Here is an 18,497-nt window from a genome sequence, read left to right as displayed (position 1 = left end):
TCCGGGAATATGAGAAATGCCAAAGGCTGGTACTACCTTTGGTTCACCGCCTTTTATTTCATGGCGACCGGCGTGGGGATGCTGTCGCGAATCTATCTGGCGGATACCGGCGCCTTCGACGCGGAACTTGCCCTGCCAACCATGGCACAACAGTTACTGCCTCCGGTACTCGTCGGGCTAATTCTGGCAGGCATTTTTGCCGCGACCATGTCGACCGCGGACTCGCTGGTATTAAGCTGCTCAGCGGCCATCACCCACGACATCCTGCCCCACAAAATCGAAAGAACCCCGCTACTAAAACTGACGACGATTCTGGTCACGGCAGCCGCCCTCTTCCTCGCGCTTTCAAATAATCAAAGCGTTTTCAGTATGGTGATTATGGCGTGGTCGGGGCTAGCCAGTGCGTTTGCGCCGCTGCTGATCTTTTTATGCCTTGGCCATAGGCCAACCCAGATCGTCAGCATTCTCGCCATGGTCACCGGGTTTGCAGTCGCCCTCGCTTGGCGTTATTTCGGCCTGCAGGCAATGGTTTACGAAGGCTTGCCCGGAATCATTGCCGGCTCTGCGGTTTTGTATGTGGCCAGCACGCTAAACACGCGCAAAGCTTCAAACAACTAATCCCGGCAGACAGTGAAGGCTAAACCACGTTTGTAACGAATAACGGGGTCAGGTCTCGTCTTTTGCTTCTCGGCCATGCTGCTTCACTGGGTGGCTAGGCCCCTGGTTGAATGTAAGGTCGCAACCCGCCTGGCCGAGCGCCAGGGCGTGCTACCCGACGTCATCTTCCACGATCGCGCCGGGCTGACCCATGGCCGGGATGGGTCACGGTTCGATTTCCCCATAAAAGTTCACCGTCAACGCCTCACGACGCACCCGCTGCGGTTGAATTGGGCGGCATTCGCCCCGCTTGTGTTTGGCCATCACCTGTATGGCCGGAGATGGCCAAGGGGATTTCCGCTCGCTACACTTGCTGCCAATTCGCTTTTCGACGATTCCTGGGTCCATCGCCGCCCGATCCCTATAGCGTAGGCCCCCAGCCCCACCAGCGATTTAGGAGTGGAACCATGAGAGCAAAAATGCTTCTCGTTCTAGCAACGGCGGCAATGATGCCGTTTGCCGTTATGGCCAAAGACGCTCACTCGGGCGGCCACGATGCGGTTTCTGATCAACTGATTGCCCAGCAGCGCCACAACTTGGCGAGTCATACAGAAGGCAAAGGGTTTGGGCCGCAATCGCCCCGCGATATTGACTCAGCCGACGGTCGTAACAACGTTGTTTTCAACGCCGCCCCCGCGTACTCGCAGATGAATCTGTGCAATATTCATTTTCACAAAAATGCCGAGCACAAAGGCGGTGAGTTCACCCAGTATGCCGGCAACGGCGATGGCCAGGGATACCTCACCGGCTACCGGTATTCCGGAGAGCTCACAAAGCGTGAGTTGGCGCCGGTAGCAAACGAAATTTGCCCCAGTGAACACGGTGGTCTTTACCCCGGAGACACGATTGAAGTCCACTACGTGCATTCCACCGCCCCCATAAGCCCCGGCCCGACGTTGGGCGCGTGTTTAAACGAATCCATTAAAAATCCGCAACTGCGGGTCGAAACCCAGGTTTACGTTCTGGTGAACGACACCGGCGCCGGTGATTTCGGCGAACTGACCCGGCATGCGGAGCGAAACGGCTTCCACCAAGCGCTGAATATCCCCAACGACACAGGCACGCCCGTGGAATACACCGGCTCCACCACCGGCCCCGCTTACAACGAAACCGGCTCGCCTTTTCAAGTAAGCTGGAGCGTTCGGCCCAAGGTCGCCAAGGTCAATATCCATTCGGTGGGTAAGTGGTGCAAAGGCAATGTCTTCGACGAAGACCACGCCCATGGGGTAAGAAACCTCGTGACCAACCCGGATCTGTTGTCCGAAATCCGGCGGTAGTCTTCGCGGAACGGCCGGGGTGGGGGCGCAATCGGCGCTGGCGGATTGCGCCTCTGGCTCTAAACGCTCCGCCGCCTGCATTGATCTAAAATATCGATCAATAAGATAAAAATAAACGGTTTGATGAAACACCGAATATGGCGGACATTATGTTGGCCGATGAGCTAAACACTTAGCTGGCGAAAGTCACAACCCCCGATGACAACAGGAGCGTAGATGATGTCCGAGAAAAAGTGTCCGGTGATGCACGGCGGTGTCACTGAGCGCGGCATGTCCAACATGGATTGGTGGCCCAAAGCGCTCAACCTCGACATTTTGCATCAGCACGATCGCAAGACGAATCCCATGGCGCCGGACTTCGACTATCGCGAAGCGCTTAAGCAGCTTGACGTGGCTGCGCTCAAGAAAGACCTGCACGCGCTGATGACAGACAGCCAGCCCTGGTGGCCGGCGGACTGGGGGCACTACGGTGGCCTGATGATTCGCATGTCTTGGCATGCCGCCGGCACCTATCGCGCCGCGGACGGTCGCGGCGGCGCCGCAACCGGCAACCAGCGCTTTGCGCCCATCAATTCCTGGCCGGACAACGGAAATCTGGACAAGGCGCGCCGCCTGCTTTGGCCCATCAAAAAGAAATACGGCAACGCGCTCAGTTGGGCGGATCTGATCGCCTATGCCGGCACCATTGCGTATGAGTCGATGGGACTGAAAACCTTCGGGTTCGCTTTCGGCCGGGAAGACATCTGGCATCCGGAGAAAGACATCTACTGGGGTTCCGAAAAGGAATGGCTGGGGCGAGAGCGTTACGACAACGACGCCAACCCGCAATCGCTGGAAAATCCGCTGGCGGCGGTGCAAATGGGGCTCATTTATGTCAACCCGGAAGGCGTGGACGGCAAGCCCGATCCGCTCAAAAGCGCGCAGGAAGTGCGTGAAACCTTTGCCCGCATGGCGATGAACGACGAGGAAACGGTGGCGCTAACCGCCGGTGGACACACCGTCGGCAAATGTCATGGCAATGGTAACGCAGCGGAGTTGGGGCCCGACCCGGAAGCAGCCGACGTGGAAGAACAAGGTCTGGGCTGGATCAACAAAACCAGCCGAGGCATCGGCAAAGACGCCGTGACCAGCGGGATCGAAGGCGCGTGGACAACCCACCCCACACAGTGGGACAACGGTTATTTTCAGCTCCTGCTCAACCACGAGTGGGAACTCAAAAAAAGCCCCGCCGGTGCTTGGCAGTGGGAGCCCATCAATATTAAGGAAGAAGACAAGCCGGTTGATGCGGAAGACCCTTCGATACGCCACAACCCGATCATGACCGATGCCGACATGGCCATGAAAATGGACCCGGACTATCGCAAGATCGCCGAGCGCTTTTACAACGACCCGGCCTACTTCTCCGAAGTCTTCGCACGGGCTTGGTTCAAGTTGACCCATCGCGACATGGGGCCGAAGGCACGCTACATCGGTCCCGATGTGCCCGCCGAAGACCTGATCTGGCAGGACCCGATTCCAGCCGGGCGCACCGACTACGATGTTCAAGCCCTTAAGCGCAAAATCGCTGACAGCGGTTTGAGTATCGGCGAGATGGTCGCCACCGCCTGGGACAGTGCCAGAACGTTCCGTGGTTCGGATTGCCGTGGCGGCGCCAACGGTGCGCGCATTCGGCTGTCACCACAAAAAGACTGGCAAGGCAACGAGCCCACCCGCCTCGCCAAGGTACTGGCGGTGCTGGAACCGATTGCGGCCGACAGTGGCGCCAGCATCGCGGATGTGATTGTGCTGGCAGGAAACCTCGGCGTGGAGCAAGCCGCCAAAGCGGCGGGGTTTGAGATAAGCGTTCCGTTCTCGCCCGGTCGTGGGGACGCAACGGACGAGATGACCGATGCCGAGGCATTCGATGTACTGGAACCCGTCCACGACGGGTACCGCAACTGGCTCAAGCAAGACTATGCCGTGAGCGCGGAAGAGCTGCTGCTCGACCGCACACAACTCATGGGGCTGACCGCGCCCGAGATGACGGCGCTCATCGGTGGTATGCGTGTGCTGGGCACCAACCACGGCGGCACCCCACATGGCGTGTTCACCGATCGTGTCGGTGTGTTGACCAACGACTTCTTCGTGAATCTCACGGACATGGGTTACACATGGAAGCCGACGGGCAATCACCTGTATGAAATCCGCGATCGCCAGACGGATGCGGTGAAATGGACGGCGACGCGAGTGGATCTGGTATTCGGCTCCAACTCCGTCCTCCGCGCCTATGCCGAAGTCTATGCACAGGATGACAACAAGCAAAAATTCGTTCAGGACTTCGTCGCCGCCTGGACCAAGGTGATGAACGCCGATCGTTTCGATCTGGCCTGATGCGTGGCACCCGCCCCTACGCCGCCCAGCGAAGCGGCGTGGGGGCAACCCCGCCACTGAGCGAACAAACAACCGCCGCTGACCGGTAGCGGCCGCCATCACAAGCGAACAATACCCACCAAGAGACGCGGCATCGCCGCACTTTTAGTCCGCATCCGGCGAACAACCCGCTGCCCGTTTGACCCATCGGCGTCCTACTTCTGAAGCCGGTTATTCCAGTCTTGCCCAACTCAGGTGCCCCGATGACGCCATTGAATGGGTTCGTCGGCGTGCAGGTGCTGTGGATCAATCCGGCCGCCTTGTGGACCGATCGGAGGATTGATTTCATCACGCATAATCGCTTTCGCCCTTTTTGTATTATGGGTGGTAGTACGTCGGGTTGGGGCATGCCGAACCGGACACCGGGGAATCGTGGATGTCGCGCGGATCCTGTCTGACGCGTAGCGCGACCCGCATGGTTTTTAAGGACCGCCCTCTGGGCTCAAGAGAAGCTAAGGACAAGGATCATGAAAATTCTGGGGACACTACTAAACAAGACTCTTTTCCTGGTTTGGCTGATCGGTCTATGCCTGCTCACCAGCACGGGGTTCGCCAGCCCCCCTCAGGCCGATGCGGCAACCGTTTCGGCGGACGCAATACTTGCCCAGGCAGAACCGGAAGCATCTTCAAGCTCGGCCGCGGCCGCCGATGATTCCGGCGCCCTCATGTTCATTCTGGATGGTTCCGGCTCCATGTGGGGGCAGGTGCAAGGCAAAACCAAAATAGAAATCGCCAAAGAGGTCATGACTGACTTGGTCCAGAATCTGCCCGACACCACCACCGCGGGACTCACAGCCTATGGGCACCGCCGTCAAGGGGATTGTCAGGACGTGGAGCAACTGGTTTCGCTCCAGCCGCTCAACAAAAAGATTCTCATCGAGAAAATCGAATCCATCACCCCCAAAGGCAAAACCCCCATTGCCACATCCCTTATGCGCGTCGCCGACACGTTCAAGGGTCGCGAGGGTCACAACACGATTATTCTGGTCACCGATGGCATTGAATCCTGCGATGCCGACCCCTGCCAAGTGGCCAGGGATTTGGCGGCGTCCGGGGTGGTGGCAAAAATCCATGTGGTAGGGTTTGATCTCACGGGCGAGGCCATGGATCAGCTCAAATGCATCACCGAACCCTCCGATGGGTTGTTGGTTGCGGCCAACAGCGCCGAGGAACTCCAATCGGCTCTCAACGAAGTGGTCAAGGCGGCGTTGCCCCATAACCTGCTCGTCAGAGGCCTGGATATCAATCAAAAGCCCCTTTTCGTCTCAGTCAAGGTGTTCAAGGACGGCAAGCAGATCGCCGCCAGCGCCGGCGGGGCCCAGCGCTATTCACTACCAGCCGGTAGTTACCGGGTCGAAGTCCACTACTCCAGTCTCGATCAAACCCTCGTTTTCGACGATGTGGCGGTGGAGGAAAACCGCCTGACCGAAAAAGATGCCGTGTTCGCGCCCGCCACGTTAAAGGTCAAAAGCGTGGATGGAAAAAACGAAGCCATTTATTCATCCGCCGTCGTCTTTCAGGCTGGAACCGATGAAGAGCTTCTCAGGCATAACGGTTCCCAGCATGTCTTTACGCTGCCTGCCGGAACTTACGATATCCGGATTTCACACAGCCCCACCAAAACGCAGCAGTGGTTGCGCGGTCTCACCCTTGAGGGTGGCGAGCAGCTTGAAAAGGAGGTGGTTTTTGCCCAAAGCCAGCTGACCATCGTCACTCTGGATGGCAATGAAAAGGCCCTTTACTCCTCGGCCACGGTCTACAGCGCCGGAACCGATGAACAGCTTTTAAGACACAACGGTTCCAAGCACCGCTTCACGCTGTTGCCGGGCGCATACGATGTCAAAGTCACCTGCTCGCCCATCAAGGAAGACCAATGGCTACGCAACATCGTGCTCCAGGCGGACGATGAAATCGAACAACAGGTGCGCTTCGCCCTGGGCAAAATCAAAGTCACGGCCTTCGGGCCGGACGGTAAAAAGCTCTATCTGGCGGTTAGCGTCTATCCCGCCGGTTCGGAGGAAGAAATCGGCCGCGCCACCGGCGGAGGCCCCACCTTCACGCTCAAACCGGGAGCCTACGACATCCATGTCCGCGCCGGACAGATCAAACAAGAGCAATGGTTACGGGGCATCACCATCGAAAACGGCGACGAAATCGACCAGAAGGTTCAATTTTGATTTAAAGCAACAGCAGGGCAGAGTCCCTTCTTGCCCCCAAGCGTAAGCTCGAGGCGGCGTCTGTTTGCGGGTGCGGACCACACGCCCCCGCCTCGCCATGGCGGCATTGAACGACTAGTATAGTCGCCGATTTTTAGCGATATCACAGTGCCAGGGCTTGAAGCTAAGGCACGACACGGATGATCAAGACCAAGCAACGGAGACGCAAAGAAATGAACGATACGGACTTAATCCGCCCTACCCAGCTGATCGCGCGGCTACCCAATTTGATGGTGAGGCTACCCGCCATATTCAAAGCGGTGCGAGCGATCAGAAATAAAGATCCGCATGATTCAATGCCCTTGCTGTTCCAACGCACGGTCGAGAGATTCCCCAACAATATTGCGATTTACTACGAGGACCGAACCCTCACCTACAGCCAGTTCAATCAAGAAGCCAACAAGATCGCCCACTACTTACACAGTAGAGGCGTCAAACGGGGCGACGTGGTGGCCCTATACATGCACAACCGCCCTGAGTTTCTGATCTCGCTGGTCGGCATCGCCAAGGCCGGAGCCTGCACGGCGTTGCTCAACACCTCGCAGACCCGCAAGGTCCTCGCGCACAGTATCAATCTGGTCTCGCCCGTCGCCGCGATTGTCGGCGAGGAGTTGGTGGAACCCTTTGATGAAATCCGCCCGGACATTCAAATCGAAAAGGACATGATTTTCGGTGTGGCCGATTCCGACGTACAGGCCGATCCGGGTGCGGTGCCAACGAACTACCACAACATCATCGCCGAAAGCCGGCAGTTTCCGGCAACCAATCTCCCCGACTCACACGAGCTGACCCGGGAAGATCATTACGTCTACATTTATACCTCCGGGACAACCGGCATGCCGAAGGCCGCAGTGACTGACCACAACCGGTATTGCAACGCGGGCGCCGGAATCAACGTGGCGATGCAACTCACCGATAAAGACATTTACTACCTGCCCCTGCCGCTTTATCACGCAACCGGCCTAATCGCGTGCTGGGGCTCGATCGTGGCAACAGGCGCTGCGGTGGTGGTTCGGCGACGGTTCAGCGCTTCGGAGTTCTGGGACGATATCAATCGGTATCAAGCGACAATCTTCGGTTATGTCGGAGAGATGTGCCGCTACCTCTTGAACCAGCCCGCCCAACCGACGGATGGCCAACACAGCTTGAAGAAAATGTTCGGGAACGGTTTGCGCCCGGGAATTTGGAAAGAATTCAAGACACGATTCAAAGTTCCGCACATTCTGGAATTTTATGGTTCCAGCGAGGGAAATACCGGGTTCGTCAATATTTTTAACTTTGACAATACGGTTGGCGTCGGTCGCGCCATACTGATCAAATACGATCGTGAACGCGAAGAAATCGTGCGCCGTGCGGATGGCTTCTGTATCAAAGTGGAAAAAGGGGAGCCCGGCCTGTTAATCGGAAAGATCACCGAAAGCACGCCCTTCGTCGGTTACACACAAAAAGAAAAGACCGAGGCGGCCATTTTGCGCGATGTGTTCGAAAAAGGGGACGCCTGGTTCAACACCGGCGATTTGTTGCGTGGTATCGGTTGTGCGCACTATCAATTCGTTGATCGCTTGGGTGACACCTTCCGCTGGAAAGGCGAGAACGTATCCACCACCGAAGTGGAGAACATCATCGCGGCGGTCCCGGAAGTGGCGGATTGCGCAGTCTACGGCGTGGAAATCCCGGAAACCAATGGCAAAGCGGGGATGGCGAGTATTACGCCGCTACCCGGAAAACACCTGGATTTCGCAAAATTATATGTCCACCTCCACGACAACCTGCCGCCCTATGCCGTGCCGATATTCTTGCGCGTAAAGGAAAATATCGACACCACGGGCACCTTCAAATACAAGAAGGCGGACCTTAAAAAAGAAGGCTACGACGTCGCCCACTGCCCCGAACCGCTCTACGTGCTGTTGCCCAAAGCGACCGAGTACGTTCCGTTAACGGCCGAGTTGCAGCGCGAAATCGACAGCGGCGCTTACCGCATGTGAGCAAACGCGTCGAATAGCTCTGAATCTCGCATCAACACGGCCCCGGCCTGATAAGCCGGGGCCGCCGTTGACCCTATCAAGCGCCAAGAAGCGCTGCCGGTTAGCGTCGGCGCCCGCCAAGCCCGTTCAGAACAACAAACGAGCCAAGCCGTAAGCGACTGCTGTCAGAGCCAAGGCCCCAACCCCCAGGATCACATAGGCGCCCCGGGTGATACCCTTGATTGTTTCCTTGATAGCGGCCCGGTCGTTGACACTGGGAAACGCCGTGGCCGGCTCCGGAACCCCGAGAAACTCACACAGCGGTTTCCAACCCTGATCGACCGAGAAGATCAGCAGCCGATCGGGCGGCACGAACGCCTTAACGTCCTCAATGTGCCGTTGGTAATGGGCTACGGCCTCGTCTCGGCTGCGCATGGTGCCTTGATGAGAACGCTGCCAGATGAGCTTGCGAGACATCTCTCCCATCTTGCGGCCGAACGGCGTGAAGAGCTCCAGCACCTTGAACTGCCACATCGTTTCTGTGAAATAGATGGTGTCGAGGGTACTTTCGTACCAAGCCTCCGCACCCCGAGGATGCAGCGTCAGAAGGACCTTGGCATCGGGATAAGCTGCCATCAGCTCGCGCCATACACAGCAGGCCGGGTTATCGACCGCCGCGGTATAGCCCGAGAAGACCTGCTCCCAGTCATGCCGCACACCGGGCGGATCGTTGGCCACTTTGCGCCAAAAATCCAGATGTGAAGCGTTTTCCTTGTTATCCAGCACCTCCACCATGTGATAACAAGGAAACCCCAGCTGATTGAGAGCGGTGTATGTCGACATGGTGCCGGTGCGACCGAATCCGGCACCGATGAGCTTCAAAGCCACCGTCGTGACCTCCAATACAGAATGGATTCCGCCAATGGCCCAACCTCACCGGGGTTGGGGCCAAAGTCGTTCCGACCACCCCATGACTCGACGCCGACGCGCCAAACCTCAACCGATCCGATCACCGACCATAGCGTGGGAGCCCGGGGACGATCGCAGCGAGCACACTGCGTGTGTGACAACGCGTGTCCGGCCACGCCCTCAATCGAAGTCGCCGTAGCTGTGCTCGGGAAAGGCGGGCGGCAACGCGGGCACACCGGGAATGTTCATCTCAAAGCGCGTATGCTCGTACAAGGAATTGCCGTCGGCATCGGCCACACGCTCCTGGAAGTAATACGGAATCATCAGGGTCGTTTGCGTGGGACCGACCCCGTGGAAATCCACCGCGACGGTATTGCCCGTTACGACATTCACGCGGTAGCGGCCGTACCACTCGTGAAAATCGATCAATTTGCCCCACACCCGCTCCTCGACGTGGACGCCTTCGTAGGCGGAATAGGCGGCCAGCCCAGCGCCGAGGAACCACGCCCCCAGTCGCTTGCTGATAATGGCACCGCTCAGAGCCGTTACCCCGGCGAGCAGTGCCGAGCTGGTCGCATCGCGAGTCCAACCCGAATCCACATCCCTCGCCGAGCCCAGCTCAACGTTAATGGGCACGAACGAACTGCCCGAACCGTATTCAAAATCCTGCAGCCAGGGTGAGTACCAATGGGCCACCTCGCGGCGTATGGGTTGGGCCGCGGGTTCGGCATCCCGCTGCTGAAGCACATGGGTCAACTCATGGGCGAGCAGTCGCCGCCCGGCCGTAGACTCCGGCTGATACTCGCCCGGCGCGAACACCACGTGTTGACCATATGCGAAGGCCCGCGCGTTCAGTTGCTGGGCTAATTGCCCGCTGCGAGCGTCGGCATGCACCCTGACATCACCCAAATCCGTGCCCATGCGGGGTTCGAAAAACGACCGGGTCGTTTGATTGAGCGGCTCGCCGCCCGCCGCGAGCGAGCGGACATTACTTTCCTGCGCCCCGCTCAACGTTCCTCCCTGCTGGGATGACGAACCCGCTTTGCGTTGGACCGGGATTTCTTCTTCCGCCTCGACTGGCGTTTGGGCTTGGGATGACGGTTCCGCGCCCTTCGCTTGGGGAGTGACCAGAAACTCGCGGTCCGTATCGTCCACCCGATACGGGCGAATCACTCCGCCGGTACGATCCGGCGTCAGTGGCTGGCGGAAAAGTGCGTCGCCTCCCGAAGCACCCCGGCGGATGGGTTGGGCTTGTGCCCCATCCGGAAAACCCTCGGCGAGGATGCGTTGGACCCGCTCGCGGCCTTTGCCATAGACCCCGCTGCGAGACGCCTTGACCGTTCGGGTTGCCCCACCCGGCCGGTTCAAGTCACTTCGCGCTTGGCACAGCTTGGACATCCGCGCTTACCTCCAACAGTTCGCATTCACGCCCCATCAGGAGCTAATGGAAATACCCAGATTCGCCGCCTCCGACGAGCGCCGGGTCGCGTCGGTGAGCACAACGTCGTTGTGCCGGGCGCAAGTGGCCACGTAGGTGGCATTTTCTCCTACCACCAAACCGGCGTTCAGGCCCAAATCGGGCCAACCCATTTCGTACTCGAAACGATTGCCGTTCCAACTGTGTCCACCGGCCATCACGCTGTTGCCGGGCAAGAGGAATCGATTCTCAGCGATGTAGGCGGTGGCGAACAACCCCGTCACTTCGCCCCCGCCCGCGGCAATCACGCCGGCGAGTTGTTCCATGGACTCGCCCGCAATGGACAAGCGACCGAAGCGATTGTTGTGTAACCGGAGATCCTGATCGCTGGTGGCGAACGTCACCTGACCCGATTCAATCAGTTCTTTCAGCTTGCTGATGTCGTTGTGCGACGGTGCGCTGTTGCCCGGTGTTCCGTAAATACCGGTGATGCCCAAAATCTCGTTGGCCGTCAGGGAGGCCGCCCCCGTGGGGTTGGAAATCACCAGCGCGGGCGCCACGCGCGCGCCGCTGGCGGCCAGGCGAATCAATACCGTTACCTTTACCAAAGTTTCCAGCGACGGTCGACGACGGGCGGCCAGGGCTTGGGTAAAGCCCGCGTAGCTCGCGCGTTCCGGCGGACTGAGCGCGTTGGCCATAGCTTCGACGTTTCGCGAAATTTCATCGACGATGGCCCGCCGCTGATTGGCCGGGAGTGCGATCATTTCCCCTAAAGGCCGAAGGATTTGCCGGCGAAACGCAGCGCCGTCCGGCGTGTCGAACAGGCGCACCCAATCGCCTGAAGGTGCCAAGATTTGCTTGGGCAACTCGAAGGCCTTGGCCGTATGCACCTCGATCCGCGAATCGCTCAGGCGCAAATGATCGCTGGCATCCAGAACGAGCAGCGGCGTTTTTGCCACAAAACCGAATGCCGTGACGGCATCGAAGCTGATTTGTTCGGCCTTGATCACCGCTTGTGTGCGCACCGCAGACAGATCCATGCCCAGCCGACTGAAACTCACCGACCCCGCTTCAAGCGACAGGCTGTGGGAACCGAACTGCAGGCGACTGGACGATGATTCGCACCCGGTGATGCTCAGGTGCAAATTCTCCACGGAAATCTCGATGGGTTCCTGCACGGCGTGCTCGCCCGGCAGCAGACACAGGCACAGGTCGCGATGGCCTTCGTCCAGTAACTTTTTAAGAGCTTCATTGACGGTGGCAAACTCCCCGCCCTGTTCGCCGACACTCACCCGGCAACCGCCGCCCCCACCCGTCGGGCGGGCACAGAGCGCATCCAGCGCCGCCTGCACATTGGTGACGTCCGGTTGATCCGACAATTCACAGGACGGATCAGGCTGATAACTAATTTCCGAGGCCGGAATCTCACACAGGGCCGCCAAGGCGTCCTGCACGTTGTCGGCTGTGCCGAAGCGTGTCGGACAGGGGTTGGAAAACGGCAGTTTGGCCGCGTCCAGTTCGCACAACAAGGCATCCAACACATCCTTGACGGATTCTTTACCGTCCCGGTCCCCATCCGGCCAACGCCCACGCAATGCCTCTCGCAGTAGCGACTGAACCGTGGGCGGCTCACGCGGGTCTCTGGGGCAGGTCGGCACCTTATAGTTGATGTCCGCGGCATTGATTTGGCAGAGCGCATCCAGGGCCTGCTGGACATTCTCGGCGCCGTGATACAACTCGTTGCATCGTTCTTCAAACCCCACATCCCGGGCCCGCAATGCCGTCAGCGCCGGGAATTCCATCCGGCGCCGATCGGCGTCACTGTCAAAACGCGCCACCGCCGTGGGGAAGCCACTGGCCATTTGCACACGGGCCAGTTTCAGGTAGTGGTGTTCCACGCCGCTGGGTTCGCCGCCGACCAACACCGCACCGTCGGCACCTTCGGCCTGATGGGTCAATTCACGCACCGGAGCCAACCAGTAATCACCCGCCATAAAGACGCGGTTCTGAAGCTCCAAACGCAAGGTCAAGCGGGTGAGGTGGACTTCCAACTGGTCGCTGAGCTTCACCGTATCGTTGACCCCGCCGTCGAAGCCCACCGGGTCCACGCTCAAGGCGTTGCCCCGCTCCTGACCTTCCATGAGATGCCAACTCGAGCCGCTGCGGCGAAGCACACAGTAACCGTCCCAACGCCGGACGAACGGCCGATCCGCCGGATGATCGACGGGATTGGGATAACCGTCCGCAACCAACACCCCGATACGCGGATAGGCGGCCGAGCTCAGCCAATGACGTCCCAAATGACGCTCGCTGTCGTGGTCGTAGAACTCATAGATCCACTCGGCACCGACAAAGCCCACCGGCTCGTCCCCGGCCCGACATTGTTCCGAGCCGTTCTCACTCGACCATTTCAGGGTTACCGCGTCCACCACCGGCACAGCACCGCCGCTCCAGTGCACCTGGTGTACTTCGAGTCGAAACAGATAATTCCCCACCCCCGTATCGGCGTCGCTGGTCACTTGGGCACACGGATCGCAGGGGTCGCGCCGAGAGGTACTCTCACGCAGGTCCAAGTCCAATCGGGCATCGCCCCGGCTTGGGTTCTCGGCCGGGTTTTCCGGATCGATCGTCGCCGGACAGGCTTTAATCTGAACCAGCGTCTGGGTTCGGGTGGTGGTGTCGGCACCATGCAGGGCCGGATCAACCAACTCCGGCGCTTCCAGCGCCGTCACGCTGCGCTGCCACACATCGGCGTACAACACGTGTTCGCCATCGGGTAAAGACGGTACCCGAGGCAGATCGGGCTGGGCGCCGTACGCCACGTCGGCAACGCCCGGCAAAATGGCCCGCCCCCCGCTGGTGTACACCACCCCCGGTCGAATGGTGAGGTCGTCGTTGATGAGCACGCCACCTTCGAGCGGTGTGCCCCGCTGAACCAGATCCGCCAGCGCGTCCTCAAGCTGACCGCGGACGATGTCCATCAGCTCATTCCAGTCCGCATCGGTCACCATCCGCCCTTGTTGCTGGTACACGCCGGCGTAACGCTGTTCCGGCCGGTGACTGTTCCGGGAAATCTGGGTCTTCATGATCCGTCCTCGTCAACTATTATTGTTTCCCCCGGCGGAATCTGGTGCAGATGCGCGTCGGGTATCACGACGGCCTCCAACCCCACCGGCAGGTAGTCGTGAAGCTTTTCCAAAACCGCGTCTTCGCGCAGGCGATGGTGGCGGTGGTGGTAGGCCCCCATCTCACCACCATCCTCGGCGCCGCGGGCGATGCTCGCCGGGGTGGCCGGGTGCAACACGCCGCAACCGGATTGGCCAAAGCGACTCGGCTCCCAGCCCGGCACCCGGCGGTCATCGCGCGATTCACACACCGGCGTTTGATTGAAAACCGGCAAGTCCCGGGTGTTGGTCTCGCCGCTGCCGGCATACAGCCGCAGTTTTCCCAGGGGTGCATCGGGCGGTATGCGCGAGTAGCGAATACAGCTTTGCCGATCGGAACCGACAATGATCAGCCGGCCGGCAAACAAACAGTCGCTGGCGTTAACCCGCTCAAACGCGGCGATTTCCAAGACTGTGCAATAGACCAACTGCGCCGTGCCGTGTTTCACCCGAACCCGCTGGAACAGGCAATCCTCAGCCGTGATCACCCGTGTCTCTTCCGCCGCCGCCCGGGCCACCACCAACTCACGGACGGCGCAGCGGCGGAGCACGGCATCGTCCACATCCACCGTCAGCGTGCCATCGACGATGACATCTTCCAGCACCGGCGGCTGATCCGGCGGGAGCAAATCGGACAATTGGACATCGCCCACCGCCCGGTTGGCCCAATCGGGGTCGAAGAAGCCGTGCCAGGGCGGCACGTAGAGCAAGATCCGGCGCGGATGCATGTGACCCTCGCGCCAGGACGCCGTGCGCATATCCGGTGTGCGCAGCGACACATCCTGGTAGCTGTTCGGCCGACAAGGAGCGCCTCGCGGATGCGCTTGGCGCCACACCACGGTTTGGTCGCCAAAGCGGGATATCCGAGCCATCGGGTGAGACCGGTCGTCAATCCGCATTGCCCCGGAGGTCTGCCGCATATCCACCGTGACGGCGGGCAAACCGGGTTGAGCGGCAAAGCCGGCCGGCGTGCGGGGCGCCACATCCGGCTCGCCGAACGCCACCGCCGGTAATACCGGGGTGCCGATCCGGGCGGTCATGGCCACACGCCGCCAGCCCTCCTGAATTTCCACCTCGGTCTGGCTGACGGCCTGGGCGATTTGCTCCACCACCGCCAAAGTGCCTTTGCGCTGACGCCAACGCACGGCGTAGGCCACTTCGTCGCGCTGACCGTCGGCCTCGGGGGACACCAAACGCACGTCCAGCGATTGGGCAAAATACGGCAACAGCCAGGACTGACAGGCTTCGCCTTGCGGTGGGTTGTCCGGAAAGGCGTCGGCCAGCCGCTGATCCAGCGTGGCCCGAATCTGATCCAGCAGTAGCCCGGCGGCGTCGAGAAACTTCGCCAAATCACCCGTATCTTCCGGACTGGCGTTATCTCGATCCCGGTAAACCGCCGGTAGTAGCCCATAAAGCTGCGCTCCCGCACGGGTTTGGGGTCGCTGGCGCGTACCGGTGGGATCAGCCATGGATAGGCACTCTTCTCGGGTGTTTCATCGTCTTATCTCACGGTCCGTTGCGCTCAGTGTCGCGGACGAACTCTTGCAGTCGAATTCCTTGGAACAGCTCATCATCCAGCACCATCTGCATGCGGCGCGCCCCGGCTTGTAAGGCGTTCACATCCTCAGTGCTGCGACCCGCCAAACGCGCCAACGCCGGGGCCTCCATATCGGCGGCCTGCGCCAAGGTCAAATTCAGCACGGCCGCGGACCAAGTGGCGTCGATAGCAAACTCACCGACCAACGCCGCCTTGGTTTTGATTTCCCACAAACGCCCGTGGGGAATCCCGAAATCGCGGGCATTCGGGTCCAATGCCTGTAAATCTGCCATGGTCCGAATCCCCTGCCGCCGCAGCGCGCGGCCGAACACGCCGCCGACGCCTTGAATGCCGAACACCGACCGGCGGTCTACGGAACGCCGGACCCCGGTTGTAAGGGATGGTTGAACGCTGCGCGAAGATCGGGCCATGTCGGTGACGGCCGGCTGGTTCACCGTGACGACCCGCTCACCGAGCACCAAGACCTCCCGCTCGTGGGCGACGCGACGACGCAGACTCGGGTTACCGTCGATCCGAACTTGGGAATGGCTCACCCCGGCGACCGCCTCGACCACCTGATAGACCTCACTGAGAAAAAGATCCTGTCCCAAGCGCCGGGAGGGCAACGCAAAACGGGCGGCCAACGCGGCGCTGACCGTCTCCCGCACGGTGTCGGGATCATACGCCTGGGTGTCGACGGTCAGCCGGACGTCCAGATCGAAGGTTGCGGTTTCATAGGGCAAGACCCGGATATCCACGCCCGGCAGCGCGTGAGCAAGCAAATAGTCGGTGAGGGTCGTGGCCAGACTCCCCAACTCGCCTCCACCGGCCGGAACCACCACGACCTCGATCACCGCCCGGCGACGCCCCATGGGTGGACGCTCGAATGCGCGGGCCTGCCATACGCTGCTTTGGCTGGCGGCCAGCTGGCCGAAATCGCTCACCGAGACGGCCCGTTCCAGCGTCAACACGCTCCGCGGCGCCTGTGAACGCAAAGATGCCACGCCTTCCATGTCGTTGCCGCCGGTGGCCGCCAAAGGCTGCCGGACCGCTTTAACCAAGCGATGCGGTTTGGCCGGCTTGGTCAACACGTCGGGGGGAATATTGCCCCGCAGACCACTGCCTTTACGGTAGGCCACGCGCACATTGTTGGTCCCGGTCGGCAGACGCCGGCCGTTACGACCGTCCCCAAATTGGATTCGGATGAACCCGGCCTCGGTCATGCGAACGATGTAATGATGATCGGCGGCGCGGGAATCGTTCAGGTTCGAAACCTGGCTCCACTCGCGCCCGTCCACGCGAACCGCGATATCCGCCCGCACGCCGCTGGCCTGGGTGGCATCGGCGACGAACGATACGCCCGCCACTTCCAACAAGAATGACTGATTGGACTCGGTCGCGCGGCCGCTGCCCAACACCTTCTCGCCGTAGCTCTGTCCGTGCCCGGCCGTCACCACATTGGCAGTCAGATGGGCGCTGCTGTAGGTCAACCCGCTGGGCAAGGCGTCGGCCAGCTCGATTTCCTTGTGCACCGTGTCGACGGCACTCACGCGGGTACTGAGCGCTACCGCGGAATCGGTTTGATGGGAAACCACAACGGCGCGGCCTCGCTTGAGGCCCGCCGGCACGGAATCCAGGGGAATACGACGACCGCTGAGTGGCGCCTCGTTCTGCTGCCAGCCCACCGGACGGCAAACCTCAGCGAAATGCGAATAGATGCGGGTATCGGCCAGAAAGTAGTCTGCGCCGCCCCGGTCTTGCCAGCCGTCGGCCGCGGTGAACTGAGCCTGCTCCGTTTGCTCGTCAATGGCCACGTGAGACAAACGCCCCCAGGCCATTTGCCCGCCCCGCATCACCACGGCCACATCACCGGCAGCGGTTTTCTTCGGGATGGCGACGGTCAGCGTGGGCGGCAGGTGCCCGTCGACCTTCTCCAGGTAGGTGTCGGTGGCCCAGGCACCGGACCCGGCTGGCGGCACCAGCAAGGCCTGCGGATTGACGAGCTGGCAATCGGCCGGCGCATCGGCCAGCGACACGCGCAACTCGGTATAGCCGGCCCACTCATGTTCCACCTCCGGTCGGTGATAATTGGCGGCCATGACCGAATAGCTCACGACGGACTGACGATCATCGGGCCCGCGGCAGACATCGGCCACTGCGCTCCCGCCCAGCCGCGACCAGTCTCCCGCCATCAGGAGCACTACCACGTCCCCGCCATCGGCGGTGGTTCTGTCCACCACCCGCGTAACCGAGCCGTGCACCACTGGCGAAACCGTGGCTTGTGCGACCGCGAGCCGGCCCAGCGAGGTATCGAAAATCAGCGCCCGCTCGCGAATACTTTGGACGCGGCGAAAATATCGGTTCTTGCCATCGCTGATCCATACCACTTGCCCCGGAAGGAGGCTGGCGGGCACGTCGGTCAGCCGCAGTTGCCGGTCGATTTCGACCTCTTGTCCGGCGTGGACCGGCCCTTGCGGGTCGAGCCGATCTTTGGGGACCACGTGGATGAGCGTATGACCGGCCACAAAGCCGTTCCAGAGGCGGGGCGAGAGGTCGATTTGGGTGGCGTCATCAGAGGTCACCACACCTTGAATTCGGTAGGCCCGCAAGGCCCCGCTTCGGGTATCCTCCAACACCACCGGGTCGCCGGTTTTAAGCTGATCAATGGCGCCTTCGAGCTGCAATCGGCTGCCGGAAAGCGACGAGGGATTACGATCGTAATCCCGGGGGCGCAGGTCGTTTAATTGCGCATCCGCTTCCAGGTCTTCCAGGGTCTCAAAGATCACCGGGGCACCGCCTTCCGGCGGGGTGTATTTGAACTGCAAACCGGCGGCGACGGTGCCGGCTGCGCCCTCCTTCAGAACCAACGCCAGCGCCGTGGACGCCGAAGCCGGCGGGGCCGGATGGTAGTCCAACATCTCGACGATGCGGCGGACATTGTCCCACT

General features: G+C 60.5%; 10 protein-coding genes. 5 read left to right on the top strand and 5 right to left on the bottom strand.

Features of this window, described 5'->3' with window-relative positions; translation table 11 throughout:
* From SVU69_12685 to SVU69_12665, 5 genes are all read left to right on the top strand, one after another.
* Positions 1-618 (top strand): sodium/proline symporter (locus tag SVU69_12685; protein ID MDY6943853.1); only part of this gene is annotated, 618 nt, incomplete at its 5' end.
* Between the two features lie 446 nt (positions 619-1,064).
* Positions 1,065-1,934 carry a delta-class carbonic anhydrase gene (locus SVU69_12680; GenBank protein MDY6943852.1) on the top strand — a complete coding sequence of 290 codons (870 nt, stop codon included), beginning with the start codon at positions 1,065-1,067 and terminating at the stop codon, positions 1,932-1,934.
* 219 nt (positions 1,935-2,153) lie between these two features.
* A complete protein-coding gene (katG, locus tag SVU69_12675) occupies positions 2,154-4,304 on the top strand; it encodes a catalase/peroxidase HPI (protein ID MDY6943851.1) in 2,151 nt (716 codons plus the stop codon).
* Between the two features lie 506 nt (positions 4,305-4,810).
* A complete protein-coding gene (locus SVU69_12670; GenBank protein ID MDY6943850.1) occupies positions 4,811-6,520 on the top strand; it encodes a VWA domain-containing protein in 1,710 nt (569 codons plus the stop codon).
* Between the two features lie 212 nt (positions 6,521-6,732).
* Positions 6,733-8,544: a long-chain-acyl-CoA synthetase gene (locus SVU69_12665; GenBank protein ID MDY6943849.1), complete on the top strand. Its 1,812-nt coding sequence runs from the start codon at positions 6,733-6,735 to the stop codon at positions 8,542-8,544.
* A 126-nt stretch (positions 8,545-8,670) separates the two neighbouring features.
* On the opposite strand, the gene SVU69_12660 is transcribed toward SVU69_12665, so the two are convergent.
* From SVU69_12660 to SVU69_12640, 5 genes are all read right to left on the bottom strand, one after another.
* Entirely contained in the window at positions 8,671-9,411 is a 741-nt protein-coding gene (locus SVU69_12660; protein ID MDY6943848.1) for a sulfotransferase, read from the bottom strand.
* Between the two features lie 201 nt (positions 9,412-9,612).
* Positions 9,613-10,830 carry a DUF4157 domain-containing protein gene (locus SVU69_12655; GenBank protein MDY6943847.1) on the bottom strand — a complete coding sequence of 406 codons (1,218 nt, stop codon included), beginning with the start codon at positions 10,828-10,830 and terminating at the stop codon, positions 9,613-9,615.
* Between the two features lie 36 nt (positions 10,831-10,866).
* Complete coding sequence (locus SVU69_12650) at positions 10,867-13,935, bottom strand: DUF6519 domain-containing protein (protein ID MDY6943846.1); 3,069 nt, start codon at positions 13,933-13,935, stop codon at positions 10,867-10,869.
* Entirely contained in the window at positions 13,932-15,482 is a 1,551-nt protein-coding gene (locus tag SVU69_12645) for a phage tail protein (GenBank protein MDY6943845.1), read from the bottom strand. The genes SVU69_12650 and SVU69_12645 overlap by 4 nt, the downstream gene beginning before the upstream one ends.
* A 37-nt stretch (positions 15,483-15,519) precedes the next feature.
* Positions 15,520-18,497 (bottom strand): baseplate J/gp47 family protein (locus SVU69_12640; GenBank protein ID MDY6943844.1); only part of this gene is annotated, 2,978 nt, incomplete at its 5' end.

It is taken from the genome of Pseudomonadota bacterium (assembly GCA_034189865.1).
GTDB lineage: Bacteria > Pseudomonadota > Gammaproteobacteria > UBA5335 > UBA5335 > JAXHTV01.
This window is presented reverse-complemented; position numbering and strand designations above follow the sequence as displayed.